The organism is Streptomyces sp. NPDC057428, from assembly GCF_042803195.1.
Classification (GTDB): domain Bacteria; phylum Actinomycetota; class Actinomycetes; order Streptomycetales; family Streptomycetaceae; genus Streptomyces.
This window is the reverse complement of record NZ_JBHVCT010000025.1, coordinates 42,936-58,047: the sequence shown is the minus strand read 5'-3', so window position 1 is coordinate 58,047 and position 15,112 is coordinate 42,936. Positions and strand designations below refer to the sequence as shown.

General features: G+C 69.4%; 14 protein-coding genes, 1 tRNA gene and 1 pseudogene. 4 read left to right on the top strand and 12 right to left on the bottom strand.

The window, feature by feature from the left end:
* The first annotated feature begins 29 nt into the window (after positions 1 to 29).
* Positions 30 to 806, top strand: coding sequence for a LuxR C-terminal-related transcriptional regulator (locus ACFU5K_RS13005; RefSeq protein ID WP_384060032.1), 777 nt, complete (start codon positions 30 to 32; stop codon positions 804 to 806).
* Here ACFU5K_RS13005 and ACFU5K_RS13000 read toward each other — a convergent pair.
* Positions 765 to 1,262, bottom strand: coding sequence for a MarR family winged helix-turn-helix transcriptional regulator (locus ACFU5K_RS13000; protein ID WP_384059980.1), 498 nt, complete (start codon positions 1,260 to 1,262; stop codon positions 765 to 767). The two genes, ACFU5K_RS13005 and ACFU5K_RS13000, sit on opposite strands and share 42 nt — an antisense overlap.
* 88 nt (positions 1,263 to 1,350) lie before the next feature.
* Between ACFU5K_RS13000 and ACFU5K_RS12995 the strand changes: the two genes are divergently transcribed.
* A complete protein-coding gene (locus ACFU5K_RS12995; RefSeq protein ID WP_384059978.1) occupies positions 1,351 to 2,148 on the top strand; it encodes a trans-aconitate 2-methyltransferase in 798 nt (265 codons plus the stop codon).
* Between the two features lie 16 nt (positions 2,149 to 2,164).
* On the opposite strand, the pseudogene ACFU5K_RS12990 reads toward ACFU5K_RS12995, so the two are convergent.
* From ACFU5K_RS12990 to ACFU5K_RS12980, 3 genes and pseudogenes are all read right to left on the bottom strand, one after another.
* Positions 2,165 to 2,416 (bottom strand): annotated as a pseudogene (locus ACFU5K_RS12990) (Uma2 family endonuclease); the annotation flags it as partial.
* 262 nt (positions 2,417 to 2,678) lie between these two features.
* Complete coding sequence (locus tag ACFU5K_RS12985) at positions 2,679 to 3,365, bottom strand: TetR family transcriptional regulator (RefSeq protein ID WP_384059975.1); 687 nt, start codon at positions 3,363 to 3,365, stop codon at positions 2,679 to 2,681.
* Positions 3,362 to 4,348, bottom strand: coding sequence for an acyl-CoA desaturase (locus ACFU5K_RS12980; protein ID WP_384059972.1), 987 nt, complete (start codon positions 4,346 to 4,348; stop codon positions 3,362 to 3,364). The genes ACFU5K_RS12985 and ACFU5K_RS12980 overlap by 4 nt, the downstream gene beginning before the upstream one ends.
* Positions 4,349 to 4,674: 326 nt before the next feature.
* Here ACFU5K_RS12980 and ppc point away from each other — a divergent pair, with 326 nt between their 5' ends.
* On the top strand, positions 4,675 to 7,404 hold the full coding sequence (gene ppc, locus ACFU5K_RS12975; RefSeq protein WP_384059970.1) for a phosphoenolpyruvate carboxylase: 2,730 nt from the start codon (positions 4,675 to 4,677) through the stop codon (positions 7,402 to 7,404).
* A 33-nt stretch (positions 7,405 to 7,437) separates the two neighbouring features.
* Here the strand turns inward: ppc and ACFU5K_RS12970 are convergent, their stop codons facing one another.
* The 7 genes from ACFU5K_RS12970 to ACFU5K_RS12940 all read right to left on the bottom strand — a co-directional run bounded on the left by ACFU5K_RS12970 (position 7,438) and on the right by ACFU5K_RS12940 (position 13,085).
* Positions 7,438 to 7,908: a hypothetical protein gene (locus ACFU5K_RS12970; protein ID WP_384059968.1), complete on the bottom strand. Its 471-nt coding sequence runs from the start codon at positions 7,906 to 7,908 to the stop codon at positions 7,438 to 7,440.
* A 75-nt stretch (positions 7,909 to 7,983) separates the two neighbouring features.
* Complete coding sequence (gene pth, locus ACFU5K_RS12965) at positions 7,984 to 8,577, bottom strand: aminoacyl-tRNA hydrolase (protein WP_384059965.1); 594 nt, start codon at positions 8,575 to 8,577, stop codon at positions 7,984 to 7,986.
* A 122-nt stretch (positions 8,578 to 8,699) separates the two neighbouring features.
* A complete protein-coding gene (locus ACFU5K_RS12960) occupies positions 8,700 to 9,287 on the bottom strand; it encodes a 50S ribosomal protein L25/general stress protein Ctc (RefSeq protein WP_384059962.1) in 588 nt (195 codons plus the stop codon).
* A 195-nt stretch (positions 9,288 to 9,482) separates the two neighbouring features.
* Positions 9,483 to 10,460 (bottom strand): ribose-phosphate diphosphokinase, encoded by a 978-nt coding sequence (locus ACFU5K_RS12955; protein WP_384059960.1) that lies wholly within the window; start codon positions 10,458 to 10,460, stop codon positions 9,483 to 9,485.
* A gap of 120 nt (positions 10,461 to 10,580) precedes the next feature.
* The gene (glmU, locus tag ACFU5K_RS12950) at positions 10,581 to 12,026 is read right to left on the bottom strand and encodes a bifunctional UDP-N-acetylglucosamine diphosphorylase/glucosamine-1-phosphate N-acetyltransferase GlmU (RefSeq protein ID WP_384059957.1); all 1,446 of its coding nucleotides are present in this window, start codon (positions 12,024 to 12,026) and stop codon (positions 10,581 to 10,583) included.
* A 108-nt stretch (positions 12,027 to 12,134) separates the two neighbouring features.
* Positions 12,135 to 12,206, bottom strand: a tRNA-Gln gene (locus tag ACFU5K_RS12945).
* Between the two features lie 15 nt (positions 12,207 to 12,221).
* Positions 12,222 to 13,085 carry a hypothetical protein gene (locus tag ACFU5K_RS12940; RefSeq protein ID WP_384060029.1) on the bottom strand — a complete coding sequence of 288 codons (864 nt, stop codon included), beginning with the start codon at positions 13,083 to 13,085 and terminating at the stop codon, positions 12,222 to 12,224.
* 155 nt (positions 13,086 to 13,240) lie between these two features.
* Here ACFU5K_RS12940 and ACFU5K_RS12935 point away from each other — a divergent pair, with 155 nt between their 5' ends.
* On the top strand, positions 13,241 to 14,557 hold the full coding sequence (locus ACFU5K_RS12935; protein ID WP_384059954.1) for a sensor histidine kinase: 1,317 nt from the start codon (positions 13,241 to 13,243) through the stop codon (positions 14,555 to 14,557).
* A 33-nt stretch (positions 14,558 to 14,590) separates the two neighbouring features.
* Here ACFU5K_RS12935 and ACFU5K_RS12930 read toward each other — a convergent pair whose 3' ends face one another.
* Positions 14,591 to 15,109 carry an SUKH-3 domain-containing protein gene (locus ACFU5K_RS12930; protein WP_384059951.1) on the bottom strand — a complete coding sequence of 173 codons (519 nt, stop codon included), beginning with the start codon at positions 15,107 to 15,109 and terminating at the stop codon, positions 14,591 to 14,593.
* Between the last annotated feature and the right edge of the window lie 3 nt (positions 15,110 to 15,112).

Below are 15,112 nucleotides of genomic sequence, written 5' to 3'. Positions count from 1 at the left end.
CCAGGAGCTCACACAGCATGGGGGTGTCTGTGGCGCGTATCCGGGTTCTGGTGGTCGACGACCACCGCATCTTTGCCGAGTCCCTCGCCGCGGCGCTCGCGGCCGAACCGGACGTCGACGTGTCGGCGGCGGGCAGCGGTCCCGCCGCGCTGCGCTGTCTGGAGCGCGCGGCCGCGGAGGGCCGCCGTTACGACGTGATGCTGGTCGACGCCGAACTGGGCATACCCGCCCCGGGCGGCGTCCGGACGACCCCCGCTCCGCGCGCCGAGGATGGCGGCGGTGGTGGCCAGGGTGACGGCATATCGCTGGTCGGCGGGTTGCGATCGACCCATCCGCAGATCCGCACGGTGGTGCTCGCCGAGAAGGACGACCCGCGCCGTGCCGCCGCGGCTCTGCAGGCGGGGGCCTCCGGCTGGGTCGCCAAGGACTGCTCCCTGCAGCGTCTGCTGACGGTCATACGCGGTGTGCTGCGGGACGAGACACATCTGCCGGCCGCCCTGCTGACCGGTGTCCTGCGTGAGCTCACCGCGGCGCGCAAGCACCGCACCGAGTCGGAGGAGCTGGTGGAGTCGCTGACTCCGCGCGAGCGTGAGGTGCTGCGCTGCATGGTGGCTGGGCTGGGCCGCAAGGCCGTGGCCGAGCGGCTCTTCCTGTCCCCGCACACGGTGCGCACGCACATGCAGAACGTGCTGGGGAAACTGGGCGTGCACTCGACCCTGGCCGCCGTGGCGCTGGCGAGACGGGCCGGGGTGGGCCCGGCCGCCCTAGCCGGGGACGTTGTCGAACGGGGCGGTCAACTGGCGTAGTAGTCCCGCGAGTTCGGACCGCTGCTGACGGGAGAGCTCGCCCAGGATTGCCCGCTCCTGGTCGAGCAGCCCGGCCAGCGACTGGTCGGCCTTGTCGCGGCCCCGGTCGGTCAGCCGCACGAGGACGCCACGGCGGTCGCTCGGGTCCGGCAGCCGCTCCACGAGGTTCTTCTTGGTCAGCCGGTCGATGCGGTTCGTCATCGTGCCCGAGGTGACCAGGGTCTGGGTGAGGAGCTGGCCGGGGGAGAGCTGGTACGGGGCGCCCGCGCGGCGCAGGGACGTCAGGACGTCGAATTCCCAGGGTTCCAGCTGGTGCTCGGCGAAGGCGATCCTGCGGGCCCGGTCCAGGTGACGGGCCAGGCGCGAGACGCGGCTCAGGACCTCGAGCGGTTCCACGTCGAGGTCCGGGCGCTCGCGGCGCCATGCAGCGACCAGCCGGTCGACCTCGTCCTCCATGTCGATCAGTGTAGAGGGTCCCTCGACATGAAGTCTCTTGAATTCAAGTGTCTTGACATCAAGAGATTGAGCTTGTGATCCTGACGCCATGACCTCGCCGACCTGGGATCCGCGGCAGTACCTCCGGCACGCGGACCACCGCACCCGCCCCTTCCACGACCTCCTGGCCCGCATCGGGTCCCTGCCGCATGAACCCGGACCCAGGATCGCCGACCTCGGATGCGGCGCCGGCAACGTCACCGCACTCCTCGCCGAACGCTGGCCCGGTGCCCGAGTCACGGGCTACGACAGCTCGCCCCGCATGCTCGAACGGGCCCGCGCCCACGCCGGTCCCCTCCTCGACTTCGCCGAGGCCGACGCCGGCACCTGGACACCCACCGAGGCCTACGACCTCATCGTCTCCAACGCCCTCCTCCAGTGGGTCCCCGGCCACACGGATCGATTCCCCCACTGGCTGGGCGCCCTCACCCCCGGCGGCACCCTCGCCTTCCAGGTCCCCGGCAACTTCGACGCCCCCAGCCACACCGTCATGCGCGAGCTCGCCGGTTCCCCCCGCTGGAACGACCGCCTCGGCGGCCTCCTGCGCCACGCCGACGCCGTACTCGCCCCCGCGGACTACCTCGACCACCTCGCCGCACCCGGCCGCACCGTTGACATCTGGGAGACCACCTACCTGCACCTCCTCCAGGGCGATGACCCCGTACTCGACTGGGTCAAGGGCACCGGCCTGCGCCCCGTCCTCGACGCCCTCGCCGACGACCCCGGGGCCCGGGACGCCTTCCTCACCGAGTACCGCGACCTGCTGCGCACCGCCTACCCGAGGGGCCCGCACGGCACGGTCTTCCCGTTCCGCCGGATCTTCGCCGTCGTCCGCACCGCCGGGTGAGTGAGCAGGCAGGGCGTCAAAGTGCGTCCAAGGCCTCCGCCGAGATGTCGACGTCGACCGAGAACGGAACACCCGTCTTGAGCCGGTCGTGATGGATTCCGGTCAGCGCGTACGCCTTCGTCACCGGATCCAGCTCGTACACCCGCACCACCGGGTGCTGGTCGCTTCCGGCCATCTCGACCAGCCAGAAGTGCTCGATTCCGGCGGTCGCGTACTTGTGCGGCTTGGTCTCGCGGTCGCGGGCCTCGGAGTCCGGTGAGACCACCTTCCAGCGGTAACCCACCCCTGACCGTGACCCACCCAGTACATCGAAGAGCAGAAACGCCCCCTCCGAACGTCAAAACGGAGGCGCAAAGAGCTCCGGCGCTGCGCGCCTCCGGTCTCGGGATGCGGTTCCCTCCCCGGCTGAAGCCGGGGATACCCACGCAAGATCAGGGATGGACGGGATTCTGTGCCCTGCCGACCACACTACGGCCGGTAATCCACAGGCGTCATCACAACGGGTGACGTGCCGGGAGAGGCGTGAGGGCTCAGTTCTTCCGGTGCCCGATCAGCCGCGGCTTCGGCTCCAGGTTCTCCAGCCCGTGCCACGCCAGGTTCACCAGGTGGGCCGCGACCTCGGCCTTGTTCGGCTTCCGCACGTCCAGCCACCACTGGCCGGTCAGCGCCACCATCCCGACCAGGGCCTGCGCGTACAGCGGCGCCAGCTTCGGGTCGAAGCCCCGGGCCTTGAACTCCAGGCCCAGGATGTCCTCGACCTGCGTGGCGATGTCACTGATCAGCGAGGCGAACGTGCCCGTGGACTGCGCGACCGGGGAGTCGCGGACCAGGATCCGGAAACCGTCCGTGTACCTCTCGATGTAGTCGAGCAGCGCGAACGCCGCCTGCTCCAGAAGTTCACGCGGATGACCGGCAGTGAGAGCCCCCGTCACCAGGTCCAGCAACTGGCGCATCTCACGGTCGACCACGACGGCGTACAGGCCCTCCTTACCGCCGAAGTGCTCGTACACCACCGGCTTGGAGACCCCGGCGCGCGCCGCGATCTCCTCCACCGAAGTGCCCTCGAACCCCTTGTCGGCGAACAGGGTGCGGCCGATGTCCAGAAGTTGCTCGCGGCGCTCCTTCCCCGTCATCCGGACCCTGCGGGTCCGCCGGGTGGGGGCAGGCATGCTCTTCTCGCCGCTGGTGCTTGAATCGGTCGCCACGTCGTCAATCATGCCGGGTCGGCGGCCGCGGGCTTGCGTCGGGAGGCGATACGTGAGGCATCCGGCCAGCGCACGTCGCGCGCCCAGCCCAGCTGCTCGAACCAGCGGATCAGCCGCGCACTGGAGTCGATCTGGCCGCGCAGCACCCCGTGACGCGCGCTCGTCGGGTCCGCGTGGTGCAGGTTGTGCCAGGACTCACCGCACGAGAGGACGGCCAGCCACCACACGTTCCCGGACCTGTCGCGGGACTTGAACGGCCGCTTGCCGACCGCGTGGCAGATCGAGTTGATCGACCACGTCACGTGGTGCAGGAGCGCGACCCGGACCAGCGAACCCCAGAAGAACGCCGTGAACGCACCCCACCACGACATGGTGACGAGGCCGCCCACCAGCGGCGGGATCGCCAGCGACAGGATCGTGAAACTCAGGAAGTGACGCGAGATCGCGCGGAGCGCCGGGTCCCGGACGAGGTCGGGGGCGTACTTCTGCTGCGGTGTCTGCTCCTCGTTGAACATCCAGCCGATGTGGGCCCACCACAGGCCCTTCATCAGCGCGGGCAGGTTCTCGCCGAACCTCCACGGCGAGTGCGGGTCGCCCTCGGCGTCGGAGAACCGGTGGTGCTTGCGGTGGTCGGCCACCCAGCGCACGAGCGGGCCCTCCACAGCCATCGAACCGGCGACGGCCATGGCGATGACGAGCGGACGCTTCGCCTTGAACGATCCGTGGGTGAAGTAGCGGTGGAAACCGATCGTCACACCGTGGCAGCCCCAGTAGTACATGGCGACCAGCAGGCCGAGGTCGAGCCAGCTGACACCGCGCCCCCAGGCCAGCGGCACCGCCGCGACCAGGGCCGCGAAGGGCACCACGATGAACAGGAGCAGCGCGATCTGCTCGACCGAACGCTTCTTGTCGCCGCCGAGCGTGGCGGAGGGGGTTGCGGTGTCGCCTGCCGCCGTCGGCAGGCCGTCGTCGATCACATCGGGGCTGGTGGGCATTGGGGAGTCCCCCGTGAGGTGAGGAAATATGACGGAATGAGCGGGCTACGCTTCCGTAACCTACGGCAACGTAAGTATGGCAGCGAAGAGGCCCGCGACACGAGAGCGCCGCCGTGGCAACCCTTGTGCGACAGGGCCCCCACTGTCGTGTACCCCCGATCGGGACCACCCCGCAGGGCAGCGAGCACGCCGAACGCCCGGACACCTATCCTGGGTGCGTCGGACAGCGCGGTCCGCACTCTGCATACCCGGGGCGAGCCGTCAGCGCCGCGAGCGTCCCGGACCCCCTGACAGACGTGCTCAACCACTGCAAGGAGCCGCACACTGTGAGCAGTGCCGACCAGACCCCTGCCGCCAACACCGAACTCCGCGCGGACATCCGCCGCCTCGGAGACCTCCTGGGCGAAACCCTCGTACGCCAGGAAGGCCAGGAGCTCCTCGACCTCGTCGAGCGCGTCCGCGCCCTGACCCGCACCGACGGCGAGGCCGCGGCCGAGCTTCTCGGCGACACGGACCTGGAGACCGCCGCACAGCTCGTGCGCGCCTTCTCCACCTACTTCCACCTCGCCAACGTCACCGAGCAGGTCCACCGCGCCCACGAGATGCGCGACCGCCGGGCCGCCGAGGGCGGACTCCTCGCCCGCACCGCAGACCGCCTCAAGGACGCCGACCCCGAACACCTGCGCCAGACGGTCAAGAACCTCAACGTACGGCCCGTCTTCACCGCGCACCCCACCGAAGCCGCCCGCCGCTCCGTGCTGAACAAGCTCCGCCGCATCGCCGAGCTCCTGGAGACCCCGGTCATCGAGGCCGACCGCAGGCGCCACGACCTCCGCCTCGCCGAGCACATCGACCTCATCTGGCAGACCGACGAGCTCCGCGTCGTGCGGCCCGAGCCCGCCGACGAGGCGCGCAACGCCATCTACTACCTCGACGAACTCCACGCCAACGCCGTCGGCGACGTCCTGGAGGACCTCGCCGCCGAACTGGAACGCGTCGGCGTCGAACTCCCCGCCGGCACCCGCCCTCTCACCTTCGGCACCTGGATCGGCGGCGACCGCGACGGCAACCCCAACGTGACGCCCGCCGTCACCTGGGACATCCTCATCCTCCAGCACGAGCACGGCATCACCGACGCCCTCGAGCTGGTCGACTACCTGCGCGGACTCCTCTCCAACTCCATCCGCTACACCGGAGCCACCGACGAGCTCCTCACCTCGCTCCAGACCGACCTGGAGCTGCTTCCCGAGATCAGCCCCCGCTACAAGAGGCTGAACGCCGAGGAGCCCTACCGGCTCAAGGCCACCTGCATCCGCCAGAAGCTCGTCAACACCCGCGAGCGCCTCGCCCACGGCACCCCGCACCGCCCCGGCTGCGACTACCTCGGCACCGCCGAGCTCATCGCCGACCTCGTGCTCATCCAGACCTCCCTGCGCGAACACCGCGGCGGACTCTTCGCCGACGGCCGCATGGACCGCACCATCCGCACGTTGTCCGCCTTCGGGCTCCAGCTCGCCACCATGGACGTACGCGAACACGCCGACGCCCACCACCACGCCCTCGGCCAGCTCTTCGACCGGCTCGGCGAGGAATCCTGGCGCTACGCCGACATGCCCCGCGAGTACCGGCAGAAGCTCCTCGCCAAGGAACTCCGCTCCCGCCGCCCCCTCGCACCCACCCCGGCCCCGCTCGACGCGGCCGGAGAGAAGACCCTCGGCGTCTTCCACACCATCAGCCACGCCTTCGAACGCTTCGGCCCCGAGGTCATCGAGTCCTACATCATCTCGATGTGCCAGGGCGCCGACGACGTCTTCGCCGCAGCCGTCCTCGCCCGTGAGGCCGGCCTCATCGACCTCCACAGCGGCTGGGCCAAGATCGGCATCGTGCCGCTCCTCGAGACCACCGACGAGCTCAAGGCCGCCGACGTCATCCTCGACGAGATGCTCGCCGACCCCTCCTACCGCCGGCTCGTCTCACTCCGCGGCGACGTCCAGGAGGTCATGCTCGGCTACTCCGACTCCTCCAAGTTCGGCGGCATCACCACCTCCCAGTGGGAGATCCACCGCGCCCAGCGCCGCCTGCGCGACGTCGCCCACCGCTACGGCGTACGCCTGCGCCTCTTCCACGGCCGCGGCGGCACCGTCGGCCGCGGCGGCGGCCCCTCGCACGACGCGATCCTCGCGCAGCCCTGGGGCACGCTGGAGGGCGAGATCAAGGTGACCGAGCAGGGCGAGGTCATCTCCGACAAGTACCTCATCCCCGCGCTCGCCCGCGCGAACCTTGAACTGACCGTCGCGGCCACCCTCCAGGCCTCGGCGCTCCACACCGCGCCCCGCCAGTCCGACGAGGCCCTCGCCCGCTGGGACGCGGCCATGGACACCGTCTCCGACGCCGCCCACCACGCCTACCGCAAGCTCGTCGAGGACCCGGACCTGCCCGCGTACTTCCTCGCCTCCACCCCGGTGGACCAGCTCGCCGACCTGCACCTGGGATCGCGGCCCTCCCGCCGCCCCGGCTCGGGCGTCTCGCTCGACGGTCTGCGCGCCATCCCGTGGGTCTTCGGCTGGACCCAGTCACGGCAGATCGTCCCCGGCTGGTTCGGCGTCGGCTCCGGCCTCAAGGCACTGCGCGAGAGCGGCCTCGACACCGTCCTGGACGAAATGCACGAACAGTGGCACTTCTTCCAGAACTTCCTCTCCAACGTCGAGATGACCCTCGCCAAGACCGACCTGCGCATCGCCCGGCACTACGTCGACACCCTCGTGCCCGACGAGCTCAAGCACGTCTTCGACGTCATCCAGGCCGAGCACGAACTCACCGTGAGCGAAGTCCTCAAGGTCACCGGCGGCAAGGAACTCCTCGACACCAGCCCGGTGCTCCAGCAGACCTTCGCCATCCGCGACGCCTACCTGGACCCGATCTCCTACCTCCAGGTATCGCTCCTCGCCCGCCAGCGCCAGGCCGCCGAACGCGGCGAGGAAGCCGACCCGCTGCTCGCCCGCGCCCTGCTGCTCACCGTCAACGGCGTCGCCGCGGGCCTGCGCAACACCGGCTGACCCCACTCCCGGAGAACCGAGCGGGTGCGGCCCTCAGAGGGCGACGAACGTCGCCGTCAGCAGGGCCGCACCCGCGATCCCCGTGACCCAGGCCGTCCGCGTCATCCGCAGACCGCCACCGATCAACAGGGCCGACAGCAACAACGCGCCGCCGAACGGCATCCAGGCATGCAGAAAGCCGGGCACCCCCGTCCGCACGACGGCATCCGTACCCGGCTTCACCACCACGGGGAAACGGTCGCCCTTGCGCACCCCGACCGACTTCTCGATCGTCACCGGGCCACGCTTCTGCGAATCCGCGTCCGGTGAGAACGACCCCGCGCACACGTCCTCACCGCACCCCGTCACCACCACCGTCCCGTGCTCACGACCCTTGGCCAGGACTATGTGGTGCGCGATGTTCCACGACGACCACACGCCCGCGACCAGGAGCAACAGGACGACACAGCCCGCGGCGAACGAACGGCCGTGGGCCAGCAGCCGGGTGGAGGAACTCCGCTTCATGGAGGCAGATCCTTGGGCAGAGCCCCGCCCAAGGTCAACCTGCGGCCGAAAAAGGACCGGGTAGCACCACGAATGTCAGGAGTTGTACGCGGACTGAGCCCGCTCCAGCCCCTCCGCCAGCAACGACTCCACCGCATCCGCCGACCGGTCCACCAGGAACGCCAGCTCCTTGCGCTCCGTCGACGAGAAGTCCTTCAGCACGAAGTCCGCCACCTGCATCCGGCCCGGCGGCCGGCCGATCCCGAACCGCACCCGGTGGTAGTCCGGTCCCATCGACTTCGTCATCGACTTCAGCCCGTTGTGCCCGTTGTCCCCACCACCGAGCTTCAGCCGCAACAGCCCGAAATCGACGTCCAGCTCGTCATGCACCGCCACGACGTGATCCAAGGGCACCTTGTAGAAATCACGCAACGCCGTCACCGGCCCACCCGACAGATTCATGTACGACATCGGCTTCGCCAGCACCACCCGCCGGCTCGCCGGACCAGGCGGCCCGATCCGCCCCTCCAGCACCTGCGCCTGCGCCTTCTGCGCCCGCTTGAACTTCCCGCCGATCCGCTCCGCCAGCAGATCAGCCACCATGAAACCGACGTTATGGCGATTCGCCGCATAGTCGGGGCCGGGATTGCCGAGGCCCACGATCAGCCACGGGTCGGTGGGATCGGACATCACAGCTCGCTCTCCTCGCGGTGCGCATACGCCGGTCGACACGGCTTCGGTACAGGGAAACGGGGTGGCGGCACCCCCGGAAGGGAACCGCCACCCCGTCAGTCAAGCAGGTGGGGCGAGGCTCAGGCCTCGGCAGCCGCATCCTCGGTGCCCTCGGCGGCCGGCTCCTCGGCCTGCGCGGCGACGACCTGAAGGACGACCGCGTCCTCGTCGCCGGCCAGCACCGAACCCTTGGGGAGCGGGATGTCCTTCGCGAGGATCGAGTCACCGGCGTCCAGGCCCGCCACGGAGACCGTGACCGACTCGGGGATGTGGGTGGCCTCGGCCTCGACGAGCAGCGTGTTCTGCACGAACTCGAGCAGGTTGGCGCCCGGGGCGAGCTCGCCGTCGGCGTGCACCGCGATCTCGACGTTGACCTTCTCGCCGCGCTTCACGGTCAGCAGGTCGACGTGCTCGATGTTTCCCTTGATGGCGTTGCGCTGCACGGCCTTCGGGATCACCAGGGCGTCCTTGCCGTCGATCTCCAGACCGATCAGGACGTTGGCGGTACGCAGCGCCAGAAGCAGCTCGTGGCCCGGCAGGTTGATGTGGACCGGCTCAGCACCGTGGCCGTAGACGACCCCGGGAACCAGGTTGGCGCGACGGGTGCGACGGGCAGCGCCCTTGCCGAACTCCGTACGGACCGTTGCGTCGAGCTTGATCTCAGCCATGCTGCACTCCTCGTAGGTGACGAAAAAACGATGGTCACCCGGCCCACGACAGGCCTGCTACGAAGAGCGCGTCGATAACGGACCACCGGCCCATGTCCGAGAACATGAGAACGGCCTCCCTCGCCGAGCAACTCCATGAGTCTACCCGGCCGGGAGGCCGCACCCAAAGTGGATCAAGTGGTCACCCGAAGGCGGTCACTCGTTCTCCTCGAAGAGGCTCGTCACCGAACCGTCCTCGAACACCTCACGCACCGCACGCGCGATCGTCGGCGCGATCGACAGCACCGTGATCTTGTCGATCTCCAGCTCACCCGGGGTCGGCAGCGTGTCCGTGAACACGAACTCGCTGACCTTCGAGTTCTTCAGACGGTCTGCCGCGGGCCCCGACAGCACACCGTGCGTCGCCGTCACTATGACGTCCTCCGCACCGTGCGCGAACAGCGCGTCCGCCGCCGCACAGATCGTGCCACCCGTGTCGATCATGTCGTCGACCAGCACACACACCCGGCCCTCTACATTGCCCACGACCTCATGGACGCTGACCTGGTTCGGCACGTCCTTGTCGCGGCGCTTGTGCACGATCGCCAGCGGCGCGTCCAGCCGGTCGCACCAGCGGTCCGCGACCCGCACACGGCCGGCGTCCGGCGACACGATCGTCAGCTTCGACCGGTCCACCTTCGCGCCCACGTAGTCCGCCAGGATCGGCAGCGCGAACAGATGGTCCACCGGGCCGTCGAAGAAGCCCTGGATCTGGTCGGTGTGCAGATCGACGGTGAGGATACGGTCCGCACCCGCCGTCTTCATCAGGTCCGCGACCAGACGCGCCGAGATCGGCTCACGGCCACGGTGCTTCTTGTCCTGCCGGGCGTACCCGTAGAACGGCACGATCACCGTGATGGACCGTGCCGACGCGCGCTTCAGCGCGTCCAGCATGATCAGCTGCTCCATGATCCACTTGTTGATCGGAGCCGTGTGGCTCTGGATCAGGAAGCAGTCGGCCCCACGGGCCGACTCCTGGAAACGCACGTAGATCTCACCGTTGGCGAAATCGAAGGCCTTCGTCGGCACGAGACCGACACCCAGTTGGTGTGCGACCTCCTCGGCCAGCTCGGGGTGGGCGCGGCCGGAGAAGAGCATCAGCTTCTTCTCGCCGGTCGTCTTGATCCCGGTCACAGCACAGTCTCCTCAGACGTGTATCTGGCACAGCGCGCATGTGTCCCGATGTGCGACGAGCCAGCCGAAATGGGTGAGCATCTATCACGGTACGCCAGCCATGGGCGCACCTGTTTCCGGTCAGCTTTCGGCGTCGGACTCCGCCGCGGCGGCCTGGGCCGCCTTGGCCGCCGCGCTCCCAGGACGCTTCCGGGCGACCCAGCCCTCGATATTCCGCTGCTGGCCCCGGGCGACGGCCAGCGAACCGGACGGCACGTCCTTGGTGATGACCGAACCGGCCGCCGTGTAAACGCCGTCCCCGACCGTGACGGGCGCCACAAACATATTGTCCGACCCCGTCCGGCAATGGGACCCGATCGTCGTGTGGTGCTTGGCCACCCCGTCGTAGTTCACGAACACGCTGGCCGCACCGATGTTGGTGTGGTCACCGATCGTCGCGTCACCGACGTAACTCAGGTGCGGCACCTTCGTGCCCTCGCCGATCGTCGCGTTCTTCATCTCGACGTACGCACCCGCCTTGGACTTCGCGCCCATCCGTGTACCCGGCCGCAGATACGCGAACGGACCGACCGTCGCACCCGGACCCACCACGGCCCCGTCCGCCACCGTGTTGTCCACCCGCGCGCCCGCGTGCACGACCGTGTCCTTCAGCCGCGAATTCGGACCCACCTCGGCGTCCTCCGCCAGATGCGTCGTGCCCAGCAACTGCGTACCCGGGTGCACGATCGCGTCCCGCTCGTAGGTCACCGTCGCGTCGATCAGCGTCGACGCCGGCTCCACGACCGTCACGCCCGCCAGCATCGCGCGCTCCAGCAGGCGCTCGTTGAGCAGTTGCCTCGCCTCGGCCAGCTGGAGCCGGTTGTTGATGCCGAGGATCTCCCGGTGGTCACCCGTCACCGAGGCCCCCACGCGGTGACCCGCCTCCCGCAGGATCGACAGCACATCGGTGAGGTACTCCTCGCCCTGGCTGTTGTCCGTGCGCACCTTGCCCAGCGCCTCGCTCAGCAGGCGGCCGTCGAACGCGAAGACCCCGGAGTTGATCTCCCGGATCGCGCGCTGCGCGTCGGTCGCGTCCTTGTGCTCGACGATCTGCGTGACCGCTCCGGTGGCCGCGTCGCGGACGATCCGGCCGTAGCCGGTCGAGTCCGGGACCTCGGCGGTCAGCACGGTCACCGCGTTGGCGTCGGCGGCGTGCGTGGCGGCCAGCACGGAGAGGGTCTCGCCCGACAGCAGCGGGGTGTCGCCGCAGAGGACGATCACGGTGCCGTCGACGGTGCCGCCGAGCTCCTCGAGCCCCATGCGGACCGCGTGGCCGGTGCCGTTCTGCTCGGCCTGGTGGGCGGTGCGTACCGGGGTCCCGCCTGCGGAGAGGTGCGCGGTGACCTGCTCACCGGCGTGGCCCACGACCACGACGAGGTGCTTGGGGTTCAGCTGACGGGCGGCGGCGACGACATGTCCGACGAGAGAGCGTCCGGAGATCTCGTGCAGGACCTTGGGAGTCTTCGACTTCATGCGGGTGCCCTCACCCGCTGCGAGGACGACGACGGCCAGGCTGTTGGCGCTCACGGATGTGCCCTTCGGCTTCGGATGACGGACATCCGCAGGATACCGGGGGCGCATATGACCGAAACGAGCGCGGGCCCCGACCGGTGAGGTCGGGGCCCGATGCGTGGGCTCCGCCGGCTGGATTCGAACCAGCGTCTCAAGGCTCCAAAGGCCTGCGGGATGCCGCTACCCCACGGCGGATCACTGCGTCAGACCCTACCTGAGGTGGAGTTGGGCCTGTTCCACGATTCCGTGCCACCAGCCTTCAACTCGACGGTACAACTCCACACCTTGGGAAACACGGATCACCAGACACCCATGGTAGGACTCGCCGGTGTTCTTCCGTGCGGTTCTGGGGTTGTGCTTCTTCAACGTTGTCTTCTGGAGGGCGGAGGCTTCGATGCCCACAAGCTCCGCCCAGTAGCGTTCCGCAGCCACGACGTCTGCCGTCTGGTGGATCATGACCCGGAAACTGATGCGGTCGCGTGTGACCCCCACCGCGGCCAACCAGGCCAGGTAGGTCCCGATCATGCCCGGATCGCTGTTGACGAACGTGAGGTTCTCTCGGCGGTCGTACGGCTTGTCCTTCGTTCCCTCGGCCCAATAGAGGCCCACGCCGATCAGAAGGAGCTCTCGGTCGGTGAGGTCTCCGATCTCAGCCTTTGCCGTGGTTTTCGTCCGCTGTCGTTCGTGGTCGCGCACGGCCAGTTCGTGATCCCAGCGCATGCGCCCGGCGAGCTTTGCCTGTTCGACGGCGCTTCGGCTGCGCTCCGGCCTCGGCAGGTCCCGTACCCACAGTGAGATCGAACTCTTCGAGCACCCCAGCTCTACCTGAATCCGGTCGTAGGTCAGGCCCTGGAGTCGCAGCTCCCGGGCCCTCGCGCGCAGGTCGTCCTTCGCGCGCGGGCGCTTCGTCCACTCCGGCGCCGGTTCGCCCTCCAGCAGGCGGTTGAGGATGTCGTTGTTGTCGACGAGCAGCCGGTCGCGGATCTGGCGGCGGCTGAGCCCCTCCCGCCGCAGCGCGACGGCTTGCTCCCGCAGTCCCTCGAAGTCCGCGTATTTGCCTCTGGCATGTGTCATACGAACAGAGTCGTCCGGAATACGGACGTCCGGCACGGAAGGGGCCCCAGTTCACCGGATCGTGGGATGTGTCTGTTTTGGCGGTACGACCAGTGACTTTCCGTGCTCGCGGAGTCTCCGGAAAATGAGATGCGGCCGCCCGTACGCTGGATGCCATGACCGTAACGGGGGCAGACCTGGGAGCGGCGGGTCCGACCACCCGCGGTTACTGGTGGTGGGAGCGGCGGCGCAGTGTCGCCCTGGATGTGGGACTCGCGCTGGTTTCGGCGCTGGAGTGCGCGCTGGAGGGGGTGTCGTTCGCCGGGGACACCGGACTGCCGGTGCCGCTGGGGGTGCTGTTCGGTCTGCTGGCCGGGTCGGTGCTGGTGCTGCGCAGGCGGTGGCCGATCGCGGTGGTGCTGGTGTCGATCGCGACGACGCCCGCCGAGATGGGCTTCCTGATGGCGATCGTCGGGCTCTACACGCTGGCGGCCTCGGACGTGCCGCGCAGGATCACGGTCGTGCTGACGGGGATGACGCTGGTCGGCACCTTCATCGTGTCGTACGTGCGGCTGCGGCAGACGGTGGACGCCGACGCGGACTTCGGGCCGGGGGTCTGGCACGTCCCGGTGGTGTCCTTGTTCATGTCGCTGGGGCTGACGGCGCCCTCGGTGCTGTTCGGTCTGTACATCGGAGCGAGGCGCCGGCTGATGGAGAGCCTGCGGGAGCGCGCCGACTCGCTGGAGCGGGAGCTGTCGCTGCTGGCGGACCGGGCCGAGGAGCGGGCGGAGTGGGCGCGTACGGAGGAGCGGACCCGGATCGCCCGGGAGATGCATGACGTGGTCGCGCACCGGGTGAGCCTGATGGTGGTGCACGCGGCGGCGTTGCAGGCGGTGGCGCCGAAGGATCCGGCGAAGGCGGTGCGTAACGCGGCGCTGGTGGGTGACATGGGCCGGCAGGCGCTGACGGAGTTGCGGGAGATGCTCGGCGTGCTGCGGAGCGGCGACGCGCTGGTCGCACCGCCGGTGGGGATCGTGCCGCTGGCTTCGGTGGGGCGGGCGGCGGCGGCCGCTGCGGCGGTCGTGGTGGAGGAGGGGCCGCGGTTGTGCGAGGTGGAGGCGCTGGTGGCGCAGTCGCGTGAGGCGGGGATGACGGTGGAGCTGTCGGTGGAGGGGGAGCTGCGTCCGTATGCGCCGGAGGTGGAGCAGACGGCGTACCGGGTGGTGCAGGAGGCGCTGACGAACGTGCACAAGCATGCGGCGGGTGCGAGGACGTGGGTGCGGCTCGCGCATCGGGGCGGGGAGGTGGCGATGCAGGTGGAGAACGGCCCGTCGGACGGGGCGGCGGCGGATGCGGGGCTGCCGAGCGGGGGCAACGGTCTGGTGGGGATGCGGGAGCGGGTGCTCGGGCTGGGGGGTGTGTTCGTGTCGGGGCCGACGGACTCGGGTGGTTTCCGGGTTTCGGCGGTGCTGCCGGACGCCGGGGCGGCGTGAGGCGGGACTTCGGCCGGGGCCGGAGGGCTCTGCTCAGCCGGAGGTGAGGCGGGTGGGCTGTGCGCCGGTCATGAGGGCTTCCAGGGCCCGGTCGATGTCGGAGCCGAGGTACCAGTCGCCGGTGTGGTCGACGGAGTAGACGCGTCCTTCGCTGTCGATGGCGAGGACCGCTTGGCCGTCGCCTTCTTCGCCGAGGGGTGCGACTTCGGTCTCCAGTGCGCGGCCGAGGTCGCCGAGGGTGCGTGCCAGGTGGAGTCCGTTGAGCGGGTCGATGACCACGGTGGTGGTGGCGATCTGGCGGCCGGGGGCGATCGCTTTGATGCGGAGGCCGCCGAATTCGGCCCAGGCTTCGACGGCGGCGGGGAAGACGGCGTGCTGGTGTCCGGCGGGGGAGGAGTGGGAGCGGAGGGCGTCCGCCCATTCCTCGGCCTGCCGGATGTCCCAGCGTCCGGGTTCCCATCCGGCGTTGCGGAGTGCCGCGTCGACGTTGAGCGAGAAGCGGGTGGTGGAGGTGTGGTGCGGTTGGGCGGGTAGCCCGGTTCGGTCGTGCATGGT